Origin of the sequence: Citrobacter sp. XT1-2-2, assembly GCF_023516235.1 — a bacterium.
GTDB lineage: Bacteria > Pseudomonadota > Gammaproteobacteria > Enterobacterales > Enterobacteriaceae > Citrobacter > Citrobacter werkmanii.
On sequence record NZ_CP097324.1, the window covers coordinates 3,667,613 to 3,687,824 of the forward strand.

Below are 20,212 nucleotides of genomic sequence, written 5' to 3' on the forward strand. Positions count from 1 at the left end.
TGATTGCAACTTAACCTACCGAAGGCGTCGGATCATCACCTTTGATGATGTCACGCTTAACTTCGGTCACGGTGTCCCCTTTCGCATTATGCAGGTGCACTTCGAGCTGGTTAAAGGCGATATCAATGTCATTTTCACGACACAAACGATCGACCGCACGGTTAAGTTCGTCAACCGTATGGCTACGATCGCGCAGTTCACGCACGTATAAACGCAGCTCATGATCCAACGTGCTGGCGCCGAAGGCGGTAAAGAACACCGCTGGTTCCGGATCGTGCATCACTTTCGGATGTTCCATCGCCGCCTGCAACAGCACTTTCTTCACTTTCTCCAGATCCGAACCGTAGGCCACGCCAATGCGGATCACCAGACGCGTAGTGGTATCGGAAAGCGACCAGTTGATCAAACGCTCCGTCACAAAGGCTTTGTTCGGGATGATCACCTCTTTGCGATCAAAGTCGGTAATAGTGGTGGCACGAATACGGATCTTGCTGACCGTTCCCGAGAATGTTCCGATAGTCACGGTATCGCCGATGCGTACCGGGCGCTCAAACAGAATAATCAGACCGGAAACAAAGTTACCGAAAATCTCCTGCAAACCAAAACCAAGACCAACCGACAAGGCTGCGGCCAGCCACTGTAGTTTATCCCATGAGACGCCGAGCGAACCGAAGACCGTCATCGCACCGATGGCGATGATCGCATAGTTAAGAATGGTGGTGATCGCATACGACGCTCCCTGGCGCATCTTCAATCGCGAGAGCACCAGCACTTCCAATAGTCCGGGTAAGTTGCGGATCAGCGCCCATGCGACCATTGACGCAATAATCGCAAACAGCAGGCTGCCCATGGTGACGCTTTTCACCACTGCGGCCCCCGCTTCTGTAGCGTTATAATGCCAGAGCGTAATGCTGTCGAGGTAACTGAACACGGTGATCAGATCGGACCAAATTGCCCAGAACAGAACACCAAACAAGGCAACCATCACCAGCATGGTGATACGTAAGGTTTGCTGGTTAACCTGCTCCAGCGCAATGGTCGGTTCTTCTTGCGGTTCTGCGCCTTCTGCCCCTTCTTTCACCAGGTTCTGACGACGCGCTAACGCACGACGCCAGGCGATACGCCGCGCCGCCACGCTCAACCCGCGGAGCACCGTCTGATACAACAGGTTCCAGACAATAACCAGATAAACCGTTTCAATCCAGCGGCCCGACAAGCGCAGCGTGGTGTAGAAATACCCTGTCGCCGTCAGCACCATCAATGCAATCGGGATAATAGACAACACGGTAATGGTGACCAGACGCAGACCATGCGACTCTTTGTCACGCCAGCTTTCACGGCACATTGGCCATACCAGGAAGGCGATCAGCAACAGGTTGAGGAAAATAACGGACTGACCAAGCACATCATCCATCAGATTGAGCGGCGACAGTTCAGCAACAACTGACCAGAAGTTAAGCGGTAACAACGCCAGGCTAATACGCACAATCTGGCGACGCCAGTGGCTGGTTTGCTTTGCAGGCATGCCAAAATGGCGTATCGCCACACCATCTTTTTCCAGCACCTTCCAGCACAGACCAAATACCAGCCAGAAGACAGTCATCTTCTTACTGAACGCCCACAGCAGGTCGCTGATATTCAGCTGCATGGTAAGCAGAATCAGCCCCACGGCGAGGATAATCAGACACGCTGGCAGCGCTCTGATGAGATCGATCAGTATCGCTTTTGGCGTATTGAGCTGACTGTCATTACGCAGGTTGCCTACCGCGGCGGCTAATTTCGCCTGATATTCTTTCAGCCATTTCAAACGCCAGCGGATTAACCCGGCAATGAGCAGCAGCGGCAATCCTGCCAGGAAGGCAATAAATACCGCTGGCCAGGCTTTTTCCCAGTTCACGGTGATTTTCATCGACTTAAACTGGTCTTTAAGCGTTTGCGGGAAGGCTTTGATCCAGTCCCAGTCCATTGGACGGTTACTGTTAACCCAAAAAATTTGCTGGGTGAGGATCCCTTTCAGGTTTTTCGACACGCTCATCAACTGCTGCTGGTTGATTTGCAGGTTAATCGCCATCATTAACTGGTTGCCCAGTTGCTTATTCAGTTGATCCAACAACTCCCGGCGCATATCCACGACCTGCAGCAGGGCATCATGGACTTCACCGTTGACTTCGTTGCTGTGCCCTTCTTCCAGTTTGGCGACAAACGCATCATTCTGGAACAGGGCGTCACGCTGCTGGTTGACCTCAAATTGTTCCAGACGCAAATCGGCGATCCGGTTGGTCATATCAGCAAGCTCATCTGCCGACGGCAGCGTTTGTTGCTGCTGGTACAGAATACGTGACAACAACAGACTGCCTTTCAGGACGGCGATCTGTTCTTTAATATTGCGTTCGGATTGCAGCGCGCGATCGAGCCAGTTTTTAACCTTAATATTTTGCTGCATCAGGTTATTGCCGTTTTCGGTCGCGGCGATCAGACGCTGGCTAAGCTGATGGTTGACGTCCAGTTCCTGCTTCACTAACGGATTAGACTGAATACGCTCAGCTTCGTCAGGCGATACCGCTTCCTGCGCCGTCTTTTCGGTTAACGTCAGCCGTTTGCTGTTTACAGCCTCTTGCAGGAGCTGGAGCTGATGCTCAAGACGATTGCTGTTTGCCGTCACGTAATCGCGTTGTTTTTGCAAGGTGTCCTGCAAAATCGTATTGCCTTCAAGGCTTTTACGCTGTTGGTCGATCTGCGCGTTCAGTAGCGCCTGCTGCGCCTGCAGTAGCACCTGCTGGCTGGGGCGCAACGCCGCCTCCCCCACATTATTACCATCGAGCCGATTGCGGATTTGCTGCATTTGCTGCGACGCGGTGTACATCGCATTTTGCACGCGCTCTGGCTGAGTCTGCAGCGATACCAGTTGGCTGTTATAAGCGGCCAAATCATTTTGCGCGCTTTGCAGGTCATCCAATACCTGCGCCACGCGCGACTCCAGTTGACGTAAGGAGAGCGTACTCAGCGTTTTTCGCGTTTCATCGTCATTATCAACATCACTGAGCGAATTTAGCGCATCTGTCGCCTGACGCATTTTCTCCGGCGCCTCGGCAACTTTCTGCCGAAGCTGTACGGTCTCATCTTTCACGCGATCGATTTTATCCAGCGTGGCGATGGTATCGGTCAGATCCTGCTGAACCAGCTTATCCTGCGCGGAGAGATCTTTTTGTTTATTCAGCGCGTCCAGTTGGCTCTGAATATCCGCTTTCGTCGGCAGATCCCCACTCTGTTGCGCCCGTGCAAATGCTGACGACTGGCAAGAAAGCAATAGAATGAAGAAAAGAAAGGTAATAGCAATAAGATGCTGTGAACGTTTATAGAACTGCAACATAGTCATGAGAATGAACGTTTCTGAACCGGAAAAGTGACCGGAAATAGTCAAGCGGCAAGAATATCACGGCTGTGAGCGGCAGAATAGCAGCAGGCAAAACGACCAGGATAATTCCTGGTTCAGACCGCAAAAGTTAGCAGGATTTCGCCACGTTAACCCGCAGGCTTGGGCAGAGAAGACACATCTCCAGCAGTACTGCGACGTATTCACGCGCGTCTTTTTTCAGATCAAAAGATTCAGGGGCAAATAACCAGTTCTCTATAATTCCCGTAACATAGCTACGCAACAGCACCGCCACGCGACGCGTGTTCAGATTTTCCGGCAGCATGTTGGCATTCATGCACTGCCGCAATGTTTGTTCGATACGGTCGTAATTTTCAATACACAGACTGCGTTGAGCCAACTGAACAGAGGCCATTTCCCCGACAAATTCGCATTTGTGGAATATAATTTCCAGCAACAAACGTCGGCGTTCTTCTGTCACGGTAGCTTCAAGAACGTAAATTAAAATTTCTCTTAATACTGATAGTGGATCGTCGGGGAATTTTGCTTGATACTCAGTCTCTAACTCATCAATGTTAGGTTTTGCTAGCTCCCAAATTTCACTGAATAAATCCGATTTGTTTTTGAAATGCCAATAGATTGCGCCGCGCGTGACACCAGCGGCTTGTGCGATCTCCGCAAGCGAGGTGGATGATACCCCTTGTTGCGAAAACAAACGCAGAGCAACATCGAGAATGTGCTGTCGTGTTTCCTGTGCTTGTTGTTTGGTTTTTCGTGCCATAGGTCAGTGAATTTACAGGCGTTAGATTTACATACATTTGTGAATGTATGTACCATAGCACGACGATAATATAAACGCAGCAATGGGTTTATGGGCTTTAAGCCATTGATCAATTTGAAATCGGACACTCGAGGTTTACATATGAACAAAAACAGAGGGTTAACGCCTCTGGCAGTCGTTCTGATGCTCTCAGGCAGCTTAGCGCTAACAGGATGTGACGACAAACAGGCCCAACAAGGGGGCCAGCAGATGCCAGAGGTTGGAGTTGTTACGCTCAAAACTGAACCTCTACAGATAACAACCGAACTCCCGGGTCGCACCAGTGCGTATCGCATTGCTGAAGTTCGTCCTCAGGTTAGCGGTATTATCCTGAAGCGTAATTTCACGGAAGGTGGTGACATCGAAGCGGGTGTATCTCTCTATCAGATTGATCCTGCGACTTACCAGGCCGCTTATGAGAGCGCAAAAGGCGATCTGGCCAAAGCACAAGCCGCAGCAAATATCGCTCAACTGACGGTCAAACGTTATCAGAAACTGTTGGGTACTAAGTACATCAGTCAACAGGATTACGATAGCGCGCTGGCAGACGCACAGCAGGCGAACGCCGCCGTTGTCGCCGCGAAAGCCGCAGTAGAAACTGCACGCATCAATCTGGCCTATACCAAAGTGACGTCGCCGATCAGCGGCCGCATTGGTAAGTCATCCGTTACGGAAGGCGCTCTGGTGCAAAACGGTCAGGCGACCGCACTGGCTACCGTTCAGCAATTGGACCCTATCTATGTAGACGTGACGCAGTCAAGTAACGACTTCCTGCGCCTGAAACAAGAGTTGGCCAACGGCACGCTGAAGCAAGAGAACGGTAAAGCGAAAGTCGAGCTGGTGACCAATGACGGCATCAAGTTCCCGCAGGCCGGTACGCTGGAATTTTCCGATGTTACGGTAGATCAAACCACCGGTTCGATTACGTTACGCGCCATCTTCCCTAACCCGGATCACACCTTACTACCGGGAATGTTCGTCCGTGCTCGCCTGGAAGAAGGGACTAACCCAACTGCATTACTGGTTCCGCAGCAAGGCGTTACCCGCACACCGCGTGGCGATGCCAGTGCCTTGGTTATCGGTGCAGATAACAAAGTTGAAATGCGTCAAATTGTCGCCGCACAAGCGATTGGCGATAAATGGTTAGTCACTGATGGACTTAAGCCGGGCGACCGCGTGATTGTCACTGGGTTGCAAAAAGTACGTCCTGGCGCGCAGGTAAAAGCCCAGGAGATTACCGCGGATAACAACCAGCAAGCCGCAAGCGGTAGCCAGCCTGAACAGTCCAAGTCTTAACTTAAACAGGAGCCGTTAAGACATGCCTAATTTCTTTATCGATCGCCCAATATTTGCGTGGGTGATCGCCATTATCATCATGTTGGCAGGGGGGCTCGCGATCCTCAAATTGCCGGTAGCGCAATATCCGACTATTGCACCGCCAGCAGTGACGATCTCCGCGACCTACCCTGGCGCTGATGCCAAAACAGTACAGGATACTGTTACGCAGGTTATCGAACAGAATATGAACGGTATCGATAACCTGATGTACATGTCCTCAAACAGTGACTCCACGGGTACCGTGCAGATCACCCTAACCTTCCAGTCTGGTACTGATGCGGACATCGCGCAGGTACAGGTGCAGAACAAACTGCAGCTGGCTATGCCGTTACTGCCGCAGGAAGTACAGCAGCAAGGGGTTAGCGTTGAGAAGTCATCCAGCAGCTTCCTGATGGTCGTCGGTGTTATCAACACCAATGGCACCATGACGCAGGAGGATATTTCCGACTACGTTGGCGCCAACATGAAGGACGCCATTAGCCGTACTTCAGGCGTGGGCGATGTTCAACTGTTCGGTTCACAGTATGCAATGCGTATCTGGATGGATCCGAACAAACTGAACAATTTCCAGCTGACGCCGGTTGATGTCATCAACGCAATCAAAGCGCAAAACGCCCAGGTTGCAGCCGGTCAGTTAGGTGGTACGCCGCCGGTGAAAGGCCAGCAGCTTAACGCGTCGATCATCGCGCAGACCCGTCTGACCTCCGCCGATGAGTTCAGCAAAATTCTGCTGAAAGTGAATCAGGATGGTTCCCAGGTTCGTTTACGTGACGTGGCGAAAGTGGAGCTGGGCGGCGAGAACTACGACATCATTGCGAAGTTCAACGGTAAACCAGCATCCGGTCTGGGTATCAAGCTGGCGACAGGCGCTAACGCCCTGGACACCGCAAACGCTATCCGCGATGAACTGAAGAAGATGGAACCGTTCTTCCCGTCAGGTCTGAAGATCGTTTACCCGTATGACACCACGCCGTTCGTGAAAATCTCTATTCACGAAGTGGTGAAAACGCTGGCGGAAGCAATCATCCTCGTGTTCCTGGTTATGTATCTGTTCCTGCAGAACTTCCGCGCGACGTTGATTCCGACTATCGCTGTGCCAGTGGTGCTGTTGGGTACGTTTGCCGTCCTTGCGATTTTCGGCTTCTCGATAAACACCCTGACGATGTTCGGGATGGTGCTCGCCATCGGCCTGTTGGTGGATGACGCCATCGTGGTGGTCGAGAACGTTGAACGTGTTATGGCGGAAGAAGGACTACCGCCGAAGGAAGCGACACGTAAATCAATGGGCCAGATTCAGGGCGCGCTGGTGGGTATCGCAATGGTGCTGTCAGCGGTATTTATCCCGATGGCATTCTTCGGGGGTTCTACCGGTGCAATTTACCGTCAGTTCTCCATCACCATTGTTTCCGCGATGGCGTTGTCAGTACTGGTGGCATTGATTCTGACCCCTGCCCTGTGTGCGACCATGCTCAAACCGATTGCTAAAGGCGATCACGGAGAAGGTAAAAAAGGCTTCTTCGGCTGGTTTAACCGCATGTTCGATAAGAGCACGCACCATTACACCGACAGCGTGGGCGGTATTCTGCGCAGCACCGGTCGTTATCTGGCGCTGTATCTGATCATCGTCGTGGGCATGGCCTATCTGTTCGTTCGTCTGCCAAGTTCGTTCCTGCCAGATGAAGACCAGGGGGTATTCCTGTCAATGGCTCAGCTGCCAGCGGGTGCAACGCAAGAGCGTACCCAGAAGGTGCTGGATGAAATGACGGATTACTATCTGACGAAAGAAAAAGCGAACGTTGAATCGGTGTTTGCCGTTAACGGCTTCGGTTTTGCGGGTCGTGGTCAGAACACCGGTATCGCGTTCGTCTCACTGAAAGACTGGAGCGAACGTCCAGGTAAAGAGAATAAAGTTGAGGCGATTACCGAGCGTGCGATGGGCGCATTCTCGCAGATTAAAGATGCAATGGTCTTTGCCTTCAACCTGCCAGCGATTGTGGAGTTAGGTACCGCCACTGGTTTTGACTTCCAGTTGATTGACCAGGCTGGTTTGGGCCATGAAAAACTGACCCAGGCGCGTAACCAACTGTTTGGTGAAGTTGCGAAACATCCTGATCTGTTAGTCGGCGTACGTCCTAACGGTCTGGAAGATACGCCGCAGTTCAAGATCGATATCGATCAGGAAAAAGCGCAGGCGCTGGGTGTTTCCATTAGTGATATTAATACAACGCTGGGTGCCGCATGGGGCGGAAGCTACGTGAATGACTTCATCGACCGTGGTCGTGTGAAGAAAGTTTACGTCATGTCTGAAGCGAAGTACCGTATGTTGCCGGAAGATATTGGCAACTGGTACGTGCGCGGCAGCGATGGACAGATGGTCCCATTCTCCGCCTTCTCTACCTCACGCTGGGAATACGGTTCACCGCGTCTGGAACGCTATAACGGTCTGCCTTCCATGGAGATCTTAGGCCAGGCCGCACCGGGTAAAAGTACCGGTGAAGCGATGGCGATGATGGAGCAACTGGCCAGCAAACTGCCATCCGGTATCGGTTATGACTGGACGGGTATGTCCTACCAGGAACGACTGTCCGGTAACCAGGCCCCTGCCCTGTATGCCATTTCACTGATCGTCGTCTTCCTGTGTCTGGCGGCATTGTACGAGAGCTGGTCAATTCCGTTCTCCGTTATGCTGGTAGTACCGTTGGGGGTTATCGGCGCATTGCTGGCAGCGACATTCCGCGGTCTGACCAACGACGTATACTTCCAGGTAGGCCTGCTCACAACCATTGGGTTGTCGGCGAAGAACGCGATACTTATCGTCGAATTCGCCAAAGATCTGATGGATAAAGAAGGCAAAGGTCTGATAGAGGCGACGCTGGACGCGGTCCGCATGCGTTTACGTCCAATCCTCATGACGTCACTGGCCTTTATTCTGGGCGTAATGCCGCTGGTAATCAGCTCCGGCGCAGGTTCCGGCGCGCAGAACGCCGTTGGTACTGGCGTAATGGGCGGGATGGTGACGGCAACCGTGTTGGCTATCTTCTTTGTTCCGGTGTTCTTTGTGGTGGTACGCCGCCGCTTTAGCCGCAAAAATGAAGATATTGAGCATAGCCACTCAGTCGATCATCATTGATACCTCTCTAAAGATAAGGCCGCGCAAGCGGCCTTTTTTCTGGAAAAATCATAAAATCCACTTATTGAAATTCGGTTTATTTTCTCCGGCTTAAATAAGCGATATAATCCCTGTAGCCTTAAAGGCTATTCTTAAAAAGTGTTGAGAGTTCTTATTTACCTTAATAAATATTAAGATTATTCCTGGTTATCGCGCCATCCTGGCGGTTGTTGCCTGTCGTTGCGATAGCTAATGAAGATAACCCGATGATTGCCCGAAGAATAAAGAAATTGTCCGATTTCAAATAACTGTACTTATCTGTTAAAATGTAAAAATGATGCCACGTCATAATTTTGCATAATTGTAATTTTTCGTGATATGACGATGAAATCTTTTTTAGACTAGATTATAGTTAAATCATCAGGAGTCGCGGGCAAGTTCCAGGTAGTTTGTTGTATCCATCCCGAAGGTGTTCGGTTAGTTTAAGCCACGAAGAAGGGGATGCGTTATGGATGAATACTCACCCAAAAGACATGATATCGCGCAGCTTAAATTTCTCTGCGAAACTCTGTATCATGACTGTCTTGCAAACCTTGAACAAAGTAACCATGGCTGGGTTAACGACCCTACCTCTGCAACCAGCTTGCAGCTCAATGAACTGATAGAGCATATTGCAACCTTCGCACTTAATTATAAAATTAAGTACAATGAGGACAATAAGCTGATTGCGCAGATAGATGAATACCTGGATGACACTTTTATGTTGTTCAGCAGTTATGGTATTAATACGCAGGATCTGCAGAAATGGCGGAAATCAGGTAATCGACTGTTTCGCTGTTTTGTCAATGCCACCAGGGCTAATCCTGTTAGTTTGTCTTGTTAAAAATTATTACAATCATAGGTAAGAGTTATGTCTGATAAACCATTAACTAAAACAGATTATTTGATGCGCCTGCGACGCTGCCAGACAATTGACACGCTTGAGCGCGTTATTGAAAAAAATAAATATGAATTGTCCGACAACGAACTGGCTGTATTTTACTCAGCAGCGGATCACCGTCTTGCTGAATTGACCATGAATAAGCTCTACGACAAGATTCCAACTTCCGTTTGGAAATTCATTCGCTAATTGCTCTCGAGGTTAAGTCAGGTATAGCGGGACATTTGTTTGTCTGACTGACCATTTTCGTATTTACAATGGTTATTTAATTCAAATCACGTGATTACGATCACAGCGAACCAACGGGAACGTTCCCTTTGCTTGCATTGCGTTTTACTGTGCTGAAATGATCATCAGGACACAGGGAATTCGTAATGAGTAAAGAAAAGCAAAAAATGATCGCCGGCGAACGCTATCGCCCGGCAGATGAAACGTTGCGCAACGACCGACTACGCGCTCGTCAGTTGACTCACCGCTACAATCTCACCTCGCCAGAGGCAAAAAGTGAGCGTCAGGCCATCCTGCATGATCTGCTGGGTCAAAGCGAAGGTGCATATATTGAACCCTCTTTCCGTTGTGATTACGGTTATAACATCTATCTCGGTAAAGAATTTTACGCCAACTTCGACTGCGTCATGCTTGATGTCTGTCCAATCCATATTGGCGACAACTGCATGCTGGCACCCGGCGTCCATATCTATACCGCGACACACCCTCTGGATGCGACCGAACGCAACAGTGGCCTGGAGTTCGGAAAGCCCGTGACTATCGGCAACAATGTCTGGATAGGTGGCCGCGCAGTGATCAATCCCGGCGTCACGCTCGGTGATAATGTCGTTGTAGCCTCTGGCGCGGTGGTGACGAAAAGCGTTCCGGCAAACAGCGTAGTCGGCGGTAATCCCGCGAGGATCATCAAAACGCTGTGATCTAAAATGTAACTGTTATGCTAAATTGCGGTTAATCTGTTACTACCTTCAGCAGGTATCCCCTTTTAAAATAGGGCGATCGCTCCTGAATTTTGCAGATATCACGAAGGCAAGAGATGACAGAAATACAGCGCCTGCTTACCGAAACAATCGATGACTTAAATATTCGCGAGAAGCGCGACAACAAACCGCGCTTTAGCATCAGTTTTATTCGCAAACATCCGGGGCTGTTTATCGGTATGTATGTGGCATGGTTTGCCACGCTGGCGGTAATGCTACAGTCAGAAACGCTGGTCGATTCGGTATGGCTGCTGGTAGTACTGTTTGTCATACTTAACGGCTTTTTCTTTTTCGACGTGGCGCCGCGTTATCGCTATGAAGACATCGACGTCCTGGATTTCAGAGTTTGTTATAACGGTGAATGGTACAACACGCGTTTTGTTCCCTCCTCACTCATCGACTCTATTTTGCACTCCCCTTCCGTTGATAGCGAGCATAAAACACAACTGCAAAAGATGATTTCACGTAAAGGCGAACTCTCGTTCTACGATGTGTTTACGCTCACCCGCCCGCAGGCCAGCCAGTAATTTCGCCTCTGACATAAAAAAGTGCGTCCCTGTAAAGGAAACGCACTTTAGTCCCTGAATGCCGGCAAAGAAATTAACGTCTTTTTTTACGGCCCTGTACCGCTTTAAATCGCGGATTTGTTTTACAGATAACATACAAACGCCCTTTGCGTTTCACTATCTGGCAGTCAGGGTGCCGCTGTTTTGCGCTGCGAAGCGAATTGAGTACCTGCATTTTAACCTCGCTTAGCGCCAATAAAATGACCAAAACGTTTCTGGAAGCGGGCTGCGCTACCTTCGTTGTCAAAGGTCTTTTGTTTTCCGGTGTAATACGGATGTGACTTAGAAGAGATATCAAGGGTCACATACGGGTACGTTTTCCCTTCGAACTCAATCTCACGTTCGGTTTTGATGGTCGAACCGACCTTAAAGTATTCATTGGCACTGGTATCGTGAAACACCACGGTACGATAAAAAGGATGGATATCCGGTTTCATGGCAACCTCAAATTGTTACGTTATAACATAATCATTAAAGTACACCACTCTTATTTAAATCACAACCTGATTTACGCGACGGGCAAACAAACGGGGTGATAAGTGGCCCTAAATATATGATGCCAATCGAATAGCTTTTTCGGCTTTCGGATATACTTTCCTTACGCTGTGTTAATAAGGATATCATTGTGACAACACGACATCTGATAAGCCTGGTGACAGGGGTGCTGTTTCTTTCTATCCTCGCCCCCGTAGGTTTAAGCTTGTGGCTGGCACATCGTCAGGTCGAAACAAAGTTTATTGATGAACTCGATATGTTCTCAACACGAGTCGCATTGCGCACAGAACGCGTCGGCGAGCAGGCCAGGAAAGCATTACGCCACATAGAGTCCTTTCAGGGAGTGCCTTGTAGTGATGAGCATCTGCTGGAAATGCGTCGCTTGTCATATAGCTATCGCTATATTCAGGAAGTGCTGTATCTCAAAGACAATGTTCCGCAATGTTCATCTCTGGAAAAAAACAGCCAGGCTGCCGCATTTCCACCAGCAATGAAAGTCACGCCGGATGGATATCGCGCATGGCTTACTACGCAAAATGATTTGGGCATCAAGCGTTTTATGGCGGCTTTAGGTAGCGAGCATTATGTCGTGATGGTCGATCCGGGTTCCTTTATTGACGTCATCCCGTTTGGCTCATGGCCAATCGAAGTCACTATCATTGGCACCGCGCGCAACGTGGTGGTTGCCAGTAGCGCCGCGCTGCCATCGGACGTTTTGCAGCATGTAAAACAAGAGCATTCGATCACTCATTTTCAGAAAGATAGCAATATTTTTAATGCCCGCCCCTTTCCTGAACTGGGCATCACGATCGTCACCTGGGCATCTACCCTACCATTACAAAAAACCTGGCACCGACAAGCCCTGATCTGGCTCCCGGCAGGGATTATCATCGGCCTGCTTACCGCCGCCTTTATTCTGCGCATTTTGCGTCGCTTACAGTCCCCCCATCACCAGTTGCAGGATGCTATCCAGCATCGGGATATCAAGGTCCATTACCAGCCCATTATCTCGCTCACAACGGGAAAAGTGGTCGGGGCAGAAGCACTGGCCCGTTGGCAGCAGGCCGATGGGAGCTATCTGTCGCCTGAAATTTTTGTCGCGATGGCGCAGGAGACCGGACTGACAAAACCCCTCACGCGTTTGATAATTGAAAGCGTATTTGACGATTTAGGAAAATGGCTGCGTCAACACCCGGATCAGCATATCTCCATTAATCTTGAGTCAGCCGATCTGGCTTCTGAAACGCTTCCCGCTCTGTTAGGCCAGAAGGTAAAGCACTGGCAGCTTAAGCCAGCGCAAATCGCGCTGGAACTGACCGAACGCGAGTTTGCCGATCCGAAAAACAGCGCGCCGTTTATTGCTAAATATCGTCAGGCGGGACATTCAATATACATCGATGATTTTGGAACCGGCTATTCCAGCCTGAGCTATTTACAGGATCTGGATGTGGACATCCTGAAGATCGATAAATCCTTTGTTGATGCCCTGGAGTACAACAACGTGACGCCGCATATCATTGAGATTGCCAAGACGCTGAAGCTGGAAATGGTGGCAGAAGGTATCGAAACTGAAAATCAGGCAGCCTGGCTACGCCAACATGGCGTGCAGTACGGTCAGGGCTGGCTTTACAGTAAAGCACTGCCAAAAGCGGAATTTATTCTGTGGGCTGAAAAACGGCTGTGACATGGCTGTTGATGTTGAGATGGCTGGCGGCACGCCGCACAGCCAGTCACATCACTCGTCCATAATGGGCGCAAATCCGCCGTAGATCATTCGTTTGCCATCAAATGGCATAGACTCACCGAATTCCTTCATACGGGGATCGGACATCATCTTCTGATTCGCCGCATCGCGGACCTCTTTGGAAGGGTATTCAATCCAACTGAATACCACCTCTTCATGATCCTGCGCTTTCACTGCCATGCGAAAATCAGTTAATTTGCCGTCAGGGACATCATCTGCCCAGCACTCCACCACGCGTAATGCGCCGAACTCCTTGAAAAGCGGAGCTGCTTTCGCCGCCATCGCAATGTACGCCTCCTTGTTGTCAGCGGGTACGGCAACGACAAAACCATCAACATACTTCATGAGAAAAACCTCCGAAGTGTACTGCGCGGCAAGCCGATTCTGGCCGCGTCAGTCGAGGTTAAGTTTAGTCGCCAGCAGGCGATCGTGCCCCAGGTTCACTCCTGACTCGGATACGCGACTGTGGCTGTTGGCGAAACCACGGCAGGCAAATCTGAATTAACGGCCCAATAGCCAGCGCATACAATACCGTGCCAACCCCCACGGTTCCCCCCAGCAGCCAACCAATAAGCAACACTGACACTTCAATTGCGGTGCGAATGCGTCGTACTGGCCATCCGGTACGTGCGTGAATACCGGTCATCAGGCCGTCCCGTGGACCCGCGCCAAAACCAGCGCCAATGTATAAACTGGTGGCTAATGCATTCAGGATCACCGCGGTCACCAGCAGGACGCTGCGCGCCGGCAGGGATTCGAATCCCGGGATCACCACCAGCGCGGCATCTGCCGCCAGCCCAATCATAATAACATTGCTCAGGGTGCCAAATCCGGGACGCTGGCGTAGCGGTATCCACGCCAGCAGCACCAACACGCCTACGACAATAATCACCACGCCGATATTCATCGACAGTAAATTGGCCACCCCCAGATGAAACACGTTCCACGGATCGGCCCCTAAATCGGCGCGAACAAACATGGCCGTCGACACACCGTACAGCGCCAGACCGATATACAGCTGAAGTAAACGACGCAGCATGCTTTTTCCCCTCTCACTCTCAGATAGCTTTCATCTTCCCCGCAATTGGCACTATGATTAACGTCCAGTTTTCAAAAAGTGGACTGCTATGTCATCTCGCCGTTATGGAAGTCAGTCTTTGCAGCGCCTGCTCGGCCACTGGCAGGAAAGCCCCTCGCGAACGCCCCTCTGGCGACAGTTGGCAGAAGCGCTACGTCTATTGATTCTCGATGGTCGGCTGGCGCTGGATAGCCGTTTGCCCGGCGAGCGTGAACTCGCTGCCGTTCTGGAAGTGAGCCGAACCACCGTCGCCAGCGCGATGGCGCAACTGCGTGAAGAAGGCTATCTGGAGAGCCGTCATGGGAGCGGTTCGCGGGTTATTCTGCCAGAACATATTCGCCATGTGCCAACGAGAACCAGCACTGGCACAGCGCTTGATTTGTCCACGGCAGCGCTCAGTGCCGGTCCCGAAATTCATCAGGCTTATCAGCAAGCGTTGTTCGCGATGCCGCAGCATCTGCTGAGTTCCGGGTATCTGCCGCAGGGGCTGCCAGCTTTGCGTGAATCCATCGCCCGGCATTATTGCGAGCGCGGACTCCCAACGCAGCCCGATGAAATAATGGTGGTGAATGGTGCGGTCAGCGGTCTGGCGCTCATCCTGCGTTTGCTGACAGGTCCTGGCGATCGCGTCGTTGTTGATCACCCCACGTATCCACTGGCGATTGCCGCTATTCAGGGCGCATCCTGTCGACCCGTTGGCGTGTCGCTACCCGGGCAGGGTTGGGATACGGCGGGTCTGGTCGCCACTATTGCGCAAACGGCGCCCAGAATGGCCTACCTGATGCCGGACTTCCACAACCCGACCGGGCGTTGTATGGACGCCGCAACCCGCCAGGTCGTGGCGGATATTGCCGAAAGAACACGTACGACGTTGGTCGTCGATGAGACGATGGTGAACCTGTGGTACGACGCCCCGCCACCACCGCCGCTTGCCGCGTTCAATCGCGATGCCCCAATCATTTTACTGGGTTCGGCAGGGAAAAGCTTTTGGGGAGGATTACGTTTGGGTTGGATTCGGGCTTCGTCACGAACAATTGCCGCCCTGGTACAAACCCGCGACACTTTCGATTTGGGCTCTCCGGTACTTGAACAACTCGCCACCCGTTGGTTGTTGGATAACGCCGGGCGCTTTCTGCCTGACAGAAGATGCTTGCTGGCATCGCAGCGCGACCTGTGCTCCAGCCTGATGCATACGCATTTCCCGGAATGGCAGTTTACCCAACCACAAGGAGGACTCTCTTTCTGGGTCGAACTGCCCGATACGCTGGCGACGCTCTTTGCTGCACGCGCCGAAAGCGCAGGGATTCAGTTAGGAACCGGTACGCGCTTCGGCCTCGATGGCGCATTCGATCGTTTTTTGCGCATGCCCTTCACATTGCCGGATGATACAGCACGCGCCGCCTTCAGGGTGTTGCAACCCATTTGGGATAACCTGCGTTTGCAGGCCAGCAGCGGGAAAATGCGCAAAATAATTTAAGCGACGGGCCAAAGGACCCGCTTTTGTATGTTGTGACGGACAACAACGTCCCGGCACAATTACAACTGCGGAGGAACCGGAAAACCTTTCAGGGAAATCACAAAATTCTCACCGTCCTTCTTAATTTTTGCCCCGGCATCACACCAGTCGGAAGCAATACGGAAGAACTCATCGCTGCCGACATTCCAGCTCAGGCGAACATGTTTCACATAGCCAGATCGCAGCAATTCACAGGCTTCGCTGTAATTACAGGCGGTTGAGAACGATTGTTGTTTCATTTTTTCTTCTTCAGTAATCTGCGCAATGCTTTGATTTCTTTAGGAGTCAGTGCATCAACGACGGATTCTTCCGTATGCTGGCTGTCGATATCCTCAGCGGAGACTCCCGCCTCTTCAACGGCGGAAAAGGCGATCAGCAGCAGCTTTTCCGTCGCGACACTTAGATTTTCATTATGCACTTCGGCGTAATGACGAAGTTTTTCTTTCAGCGCTTCATCAATTTTGACATTCAGTACAGCAGTCGACATTGTAAAAAGTCCTTGTGATCGGCGACGGTAAAAGCGTCAAACAACATCCCCGAAACACATTGACAGCATTTGATGACAATAAAATGACAATACAGTGACAAAGAAAAAGAAGATAAGCAGAAGGAAATTGCCGGACGGCAGAATTGGGTGGGGGCCCTGCCAGCTACATCCCGGCACACACGTCATCTGCCTTGGCTGCTTCCTTCCGGACCTGACCTGGTAAACAGAGTAGTGTTGCGGGAGAACCAACAGAGCCCCCATTGAGAGCGTTGTTAACCAACGCGCAGGCGCATTATCACTGGTGTACCCTGTAAAAGCAACCCATCCAGCATCGGATGCTGTTTTCTTGCGCAATGCGGCTTCACTCACTCGCCATTCAGGATTATGCTGAAAGATTAGCGCAGGAATAAATGATGGATATACAAGACACTTTCCCCCAACGCGTCTGGCAAATCGTCGCGTCAATCCCCGAAGGATTCGTCACCACCTATGGCGATGTCGCCAGACTTGCCGGATCGCCGCGCGCTGCGCGCCAGGTGGGCGGCGTACTTAAGCGTCTCCCCGAAGGTAGTTCCCTGCCCTGGCACCGGGTCGTCAATCGCCACGGCGCTATTTCATTGACGGGCCCCGATCTGCAACGACAACGTCAGGCGTTGCTGGCAGAAGGGATTGTCGTTTCCGGCAGCGGGCAAATCGATTTACAGCGCTATCGCTGGGTGTACTAACCCTCTCCTCATGGAGAGGGTTACGACTGGTTTAGTACTGCGTGGGAGCAGGAACGGCTGAAGACGGAGTCACCTGGGTTGGTGAAGTCGAAGGCACCGTGGTGGTTGCGCCGCCGCCAGCATTAAGCGGGACTGCGGTCTGCTGCACGGGAACCAACGTCAGGTCGGCTTTCGTCCCGCCCTGATTGATAACCGTCTGAACGGTATCGGTTATAAAGACCAGTTTGCCATTCACCGTAATTGCCGCACTCAGCAGAATACGCGCGTTGGGCTGAATATCTGCCGGGTTAAACGGTAATACAAAGCTAAATGGCGCTTGCTTGCCTTCCGTACGCACCGCTTTTTGCGACAACACTTTTGATGGCGCATCGGCCAGCGACGCATCCGACAGCGTAACGGTCAGCACAGCATCCGGTGGCAAGGCCACTTTCTGGCGGATCCATACTGTACCAGATACATTCGGCTGTTGAATTTTAGACTGTGTGTCAGAAATTGACGTATTAGGGCTTGGCGCAGGTGTCTGAATATCTGCACTTTTATCGGCGCAGGCCGCCAGAGCGACTGCAACCGCTAAACCACTTACCATGTGCACGAGTTTCATTAAATTCTCCTTATCATCTATGCACCAGCGAGAACTTTCCTCGCCAGAAGAGTGGTTAACAAAAACATAACGTGATTAAGTGTGGCACAAGACAGCTGTTTTTGCCTGTAATAGGCCAGTAATTCAGACAATTGCACCCATCGGACCACTTTTAAAATTGCGTTATACTCTGCCTAACTCGCGCGACATCGATATCACCTGGAGAGCTCCTATGAGTCTGGCACTCAAAAATTTGCTGACACTGTTAAATCTGGAAAAAATTGAAGAAGGGCTCTTTCGCGGCCAAAGTGAAGACTTAGGGTTACGTCAGGTTTTTGGCGGACAGGTTGTCGGTCAGGCGCTGTATGCCGCGAAAGAAACCGTTCCGGAAGAACGTCTGGTGCACTCCTTTCACAGCTACTTTTTACGCCCCGGCGATAGCCAAAAACCCATCATTTATGATGTAGAAGTTCTGCGTGATGGTAACAGCTTCAGCGCGCGCCGCGTTGCCGCAATCCAGAATGGTAAACCCATTTTTTACATGACCGCCTCCTTTCAGGCACCAGAAGACGGGTTTGAACATCAGAAAACCATGCCGGATGCACCGGGTCCCGATGAGCTGAAATCAGAAACAGAAATTGCCCGCTCAGTGGCGCATCTTCTGCCACCGTTATTGAAAGAAAAGTTCATCAACGATCGTCCGTTGGAAGTGCGCCCGGTGGAGTTTCATAACCCCTTAAAAGGGCATGTCGCACCTCCGACCCGTCAGGTATGGATCCGCGCCAACGGTGAACTGCAAGACGATCTGCGCGTCCATCAGTATCTGCTGGGTTATGCCTCTGACCTGAACTTCCTGCCCGTCGCGCTGCAACCGTACGGGATTGGTTTCCTGGAAAAAGGGATTCAGATCGCCACCATTGACCACTCAATGTGGTTCCATCGTCCGTTCAATATCAATGAATGGCTGCTGTATAACGTCGAAAGTACTTCCGCCTCCGGTGCCCGGGGCTTTGTGCGCGGGGAATTTTATACGCAGGATGGCGTGCTGGTCGCTTCTACCGTACAGGAAGGGGTCATGCGTAATCGTAATTGATGTCTTATCCGGCCTACAGGCTACATCGTTGTAGGCCGGATAAACGTTAGCGCCATCCGGCATATTGAGAAATCAGGCGTTGTAAGCGTTCTCGCCGTGACTGTTCACATCCAGACCTTCGCGTTCTTGCTCTTCTGGTACGCGCAGACCAACCGTCATATCTGCCAGCTTATAACCAATGAAGGCCACCACGCCGGACCAGACGATGGTGATTGCTACGCTTTCCAGTTGCACCAGTAACTGATGCCCCATGGTCACGCCCTCGGCAAACCCCACGCCCCCCAGCGAGCTGGCGGCAAAAACCCCGGTCAGGATACAGCCGACAATGCCGCACACGCCGTGAACACCAAACACGTCACACGGATCGTCCACGCGCAGAAAACGCTTCAGCATCGTCACTCCCCACAGGCCCGCCAGACCAGCTGCCACGCCAATAATCAACGCGCCGCCGACACCGATATAGCCACATGCAGGCGTTACGCCAACCAGACCCGCAACGGCCCCAGAACAGGCCCCCAGCAGAGAGGGCTTCCCGCGCAACGCCCATTCCCCGAAGATCCACCCGAGGATGGCGGCAGCGGTGGCGACCACGGTATTGACGAAGGCCAGCGCAGCGATTTCATTCGCCGTGCCCGCAGAACCGGCATTAAAGCCAAACCAGCCAATGTAGAGAATGGCGGTGCCAGTGAAGACCATCGGTAGGTTATGCGGCTTAAAGGCTTCTTTACCAAAACCGACACGTTTGCCAATCAGATAAGCCCCCACCAGACCGGCTATCGCCGCGTTGATATGTACAACAGTCCCGCCGGCAAAATCCAGTGCGCCGTGAGAAGCCAGCAAACCACCGCCCCAGACCATGTGGGCTATTGGGATGTATGACAGCGTTAACCACACGACCACAAAAATCAGTACCGCCGAGAAGCGAATACGCTCAGCCAGCGCCCCAACGATAAGCCCAACGGTGATACAGGCGAAAGAGCCCTGAAAAGCAACGTGAATATACTGGTAGAAGCTCCCCGTGACCGCCGTCAGCGCAATGTTCTTCAGTAATACCCAGTTGAAGTTGCCGAAGAAATTATTCCCTTCGCCAAAGGCCAGTGAATAGCCATAAACCACCCATAAAATACACACCAGGGCAAATGTCACCGTCACCTGAGTCAGCATCGACAACACGTTCTTACCGCGAATCAAACCGCCGTAAAACAGCGCAATGCCAGGAATGGTCATAAACAGCACCAGCGCGGTACAGATCATCATAAAAGCGTTATCCGCTTTATCCGCGACCGCCGGTGCCGCCATCGCCAGTCCCGGCAACAGCGCCAGTGAAGCAATACCTGTTTTCATCGTTGCTATCTTCATTTT

The 20,212-nt window shown here is 51.5% G+C and carries 19 protein-coding genes, 1 other RNA gene and 1 pseudogene; 10 read left to right on the top strand and 11 right to left on the bottom strand.

Annotated features, from left to right (window positions below):
• Positions 1-10: 10 nt before the first annotated feature.
• Both mscK and acrR read right to left on the bottom strand, forming a co-directional pair.
• Positions 11-3,376: a mechanosensitive channel MscK gene (gene mscK / locus M4I31_RS17560; RefSeq protein ID WP_085047625.1), complete on the bottom strand. Its 3,366-nt coding sequence runs from the start codon at positions 3,374-3,376 to the stop codon at positions 11-13.
• Positions 3,377-3,503: 127 nt separating this feature from the next.
• Positions 3,504-4,154: a multidrug efflux transporter transcriptional repressor AcrR gene (gene acrR, locus M4I31_RS17565; protein WP_087857061.1), complete on the bottom strand. Its 651-nt coding sequence runs from the start codon at positions 4,152-4,154 to the stop codon at positions 3,504-3,506.
• Positions 4,155-4,295: 141 nt separating this feature from the next.
• Here acrR and acrA point away from each other — a divergent pair, with 141 nt between their 5' ends.
• The 6 genes from acrA to M4I31_RS17595 all read left to right on the top strand — a co-directional run bounded on the left by acrA (position 4,296) and on the right by M4I31_RS17595 (position 11,093).
• Positions 4,296-5,489 (top strand): multidrug efflux RND transporter periplasmic adaptor subunit AcrA, encoded by a 1,194-nt coding sequence (gene acrA / locus M4I31_RS17570; RefSeq protein ID WP_038638348.1) that lies wholly within the window; start codon positions 4,296-4,298, stop codon positions 5,487-5,489.
• A 22-nt stretch (positions 5,490-5,511) separates the two neighbouring features.
• Positions 5,512-8,661, top strand: a complete 3,150-nt coding sequence (acrB, locus tag M4I31_RS17575) for an efflux RND transporter permease AcrB (RefSeq protein WP_038638345.1) — start codon at positions 5,512-5,514, stop codon at positions 8,659-8,661.
• Between the two features lie 487 nt (positions 8,662-9,148).
• Positions 9,149-9,523, top strand: coding sequence for an Hha toxicity modulator TomB (tomB, locus tag M4I31_RS17580; RefSeq protein ID WP_003021733.1), 375 nt, complete (start codon positions 9,149-9,151; stop codon positions 9,521-9,523).
• Between the two features lie 27 nt (positions 9,524-9,550).
• Positions 9,551-9,769, top strand: coding sequence for an HHA domain-containing protein (locus M4I31_RS17585; protein WP_002892050.1), 219 nt, complete (start codon positions 9,551-9,553; stop codon positions 9,767-9,769).
• Positions 9,770-9,954: 185 nt separating this feature from the next.
• Positions 9,955-10,506, top strand: coding sequence for a maltose O-acetyltransferase (gene maa / locus M4I31_RS17590; protein ID WP_085047626.1), 552 nt, complete (start codon positions 9,955-9,957; stop codon positions 10,504-10,506).
• A gap of 116 nt (positions 10,507-10,622) precedes the next feature.
• Positions 10,623-11,093 (top strand): YlaC family protein, encoded by a 471-nt coding sequence (locus M4I31_RS17595; protein WP_069323967.1) that lies wholly within the window; start codon positions 10,623-10,625, stop codon positions 11,091-11,093.
• A 73-nt stretch (positions 11,094-11,166) separates the two neighbouring features.
• On the opposite strand, the gene ykgO is transcribed toward M4I31_RS17595, so the two are convergent.
• Complete coding sequence (gene ykgO / locus M4I31_RS17600; protein ID WP_005125190.1) at positions 11,167-11,307, bottom strand: type B 50S ribosomal protein L36; 141 nt, start codon at positions 11,305-11,307, stop codon at positions 11,167-11,169.
• A 1-nt stretch (position 11,308) separates the two neighbouring features.
• Complete coding sequence (locus M4I31_RS17605) at positions 11,309-11,569, bottom strand: type B 50S ribosomal protein L31 (protein WP_038638331.1); 261 nt, start codon at positions 11,567-11,569, stop codon at positions 11,309-11,311.
• Positions 11,570-11,757: 188 nt separating this feature from the next.
• Between M4I31_RS17605 and M4I31_RS17610 the strand changes: the two genes are divergently transcribed.
• Complete coding sequence (locus M4I31_RS17610; protein ID WP_085047627.1) at positions 11,758-13,311, top strand: EAL domain-containing protein; 1,554 nt, start codon at positions 11,758-11,760, stop codon at positions 13,309-13,311.
• 51 nt (positions 13,312-13,362) lie between these two features.
• Here the strand turns inward: M4I31_RS17610 and M4I31_RS17615 are convergent, their stop codons facing one another.
• Positions 13,363-13,716, bottom strand: a complete 354-nt coding sequence (locus M4I31_RS17615) for a DUF1428 domain-containing protein (RefSeq protein WP_085047628.1) — start codon at positions 13,714-13,716, stop codon at positions 13,363-13,365.
• A gap of 64 nt (positions 13,717-13,780) precedes the next feature.
• A complete protein-coding gene (locus M4I31_RS17620; protein ID WP_069323965.1) occupies positions 13,781-14,410 on the bottom strand; it encodes a YitT family protein in 630 nt (209 codons plus the stop codon).
• Between the two features lie 88 nt (positions 14,411-14,498).
• Here M4I31_RS17620 and M4I31_RS17625 point away from each other — a divergent pair, with 88 nt between their 5' ends.
• Positions 14,499-15,926, top strand: coding sequence for a PLP-dependent aminotransferase family protein (locus M4I31_RS17625; protein WP_085047629.1), 1,428 nt, complete (start codon positions 14,499-14,501; stop codon positions 15,924-15,926).
• A 59-nt stretch (positions 15,927-15,985) separates the two neighbouring features.
• On the opposite strand, the gene M4I31_RS17630 is transcribed toward M4I31_RS17625, so the two are convergent.
• The 3 genes from M4I31_RS17630 to ffs all read right to left on the bottom strand — a co-directional run bounded on the left by M4I31_RS17630 (position 15,986) and on the right by ffs (position 16,703).
• The gene (locus tag M4I31_RS17630) at positions 15,986-16,204 is read right to left on the bottom strand and encodes a hypothetical protein (protein ID WP_038638314.1); all 219 of its coding nucleotides are present in this window, start codon (positions 16,202-16,204) and stop codon (positions 15,986-15,988) included.
• A complete protein-coding gene (locus tag M4I31_RS17635) occupies positions 16,201-16,452 on the bottom strand; it encodes a hypothetical protein (protein WP_038638313.1) in 252 nt (83 codons plus the stop codon). The genes M4I31_RS17630 and M4I31_RS17635 overlap by 4 nt, the downstream gene beginning before the upstream one ends.
• 154 nt (positions 16,453-16,606) lie before the next feature.
• Positions 16,607-16,703: signal recognition particle sRNA small type (ffs, locus tag M4I31_RS17640), an RNA gene on the bottom strand.
• An 84-nt stretch (positions 16,704-16,787) separates the two neighbouring features.
• Here ffs and M4I31_RS17645 point away from each other — a divergent pair.
• A pseudogene (locus tag M4I31_RS17645) lies at positions 16,788-17,177 on the top strand (MGMT family protein).
• Positions 17,178-17,208: 31 nt separating this feature from the next.
• On the opposite strand, the gene M4I31_RS17650 reads toward M4I31_RS17645, so the two are convergent.
• The gene (locus M4I31_RS17650) at positions 17,209-17,778 is read right to left on the bottom strand and encodes a YbaY family lipoprotein (RefSeq protein ID WP_038638307.1); all 570 of its coding nucleotides are present in this window, start codon (positions 17,776-17,778) and stop codon (positions 17,209-17,211) included.
• A gap of 211 nt (positions 17,779-17,989) precedes the next feature.
• Here M4I31_RS17650 and tesB point away from each other — a divergent pair, with 211 nt between their 5' ends.
• Entirely contained in the window at positions 17,990-18,850 is an 861-nt protein-coding gene (gene tesB, locus M4I31_RS17655; protein ID WP_038638304.1) for an acyl-CoA thioesterase II, read from the top strand.
• Between the two features lie 72 nt (positions 18,851-18,922).
• On the opposite strand, the gene amtB is transcribed toward tesB, so the two are convergent.
• Entirely contained in the window at positions 18,923-20,209 is a 1,287-nt protein-coding gene (gene amtB / locus M4I31_RS17660) for an ammonium transporter AmtB (protein ID WP_085047630.1), read from the bottom strand.
• Between the last annotated feature and the right edge of the window lie 3 nt (positions 20,210-20,212).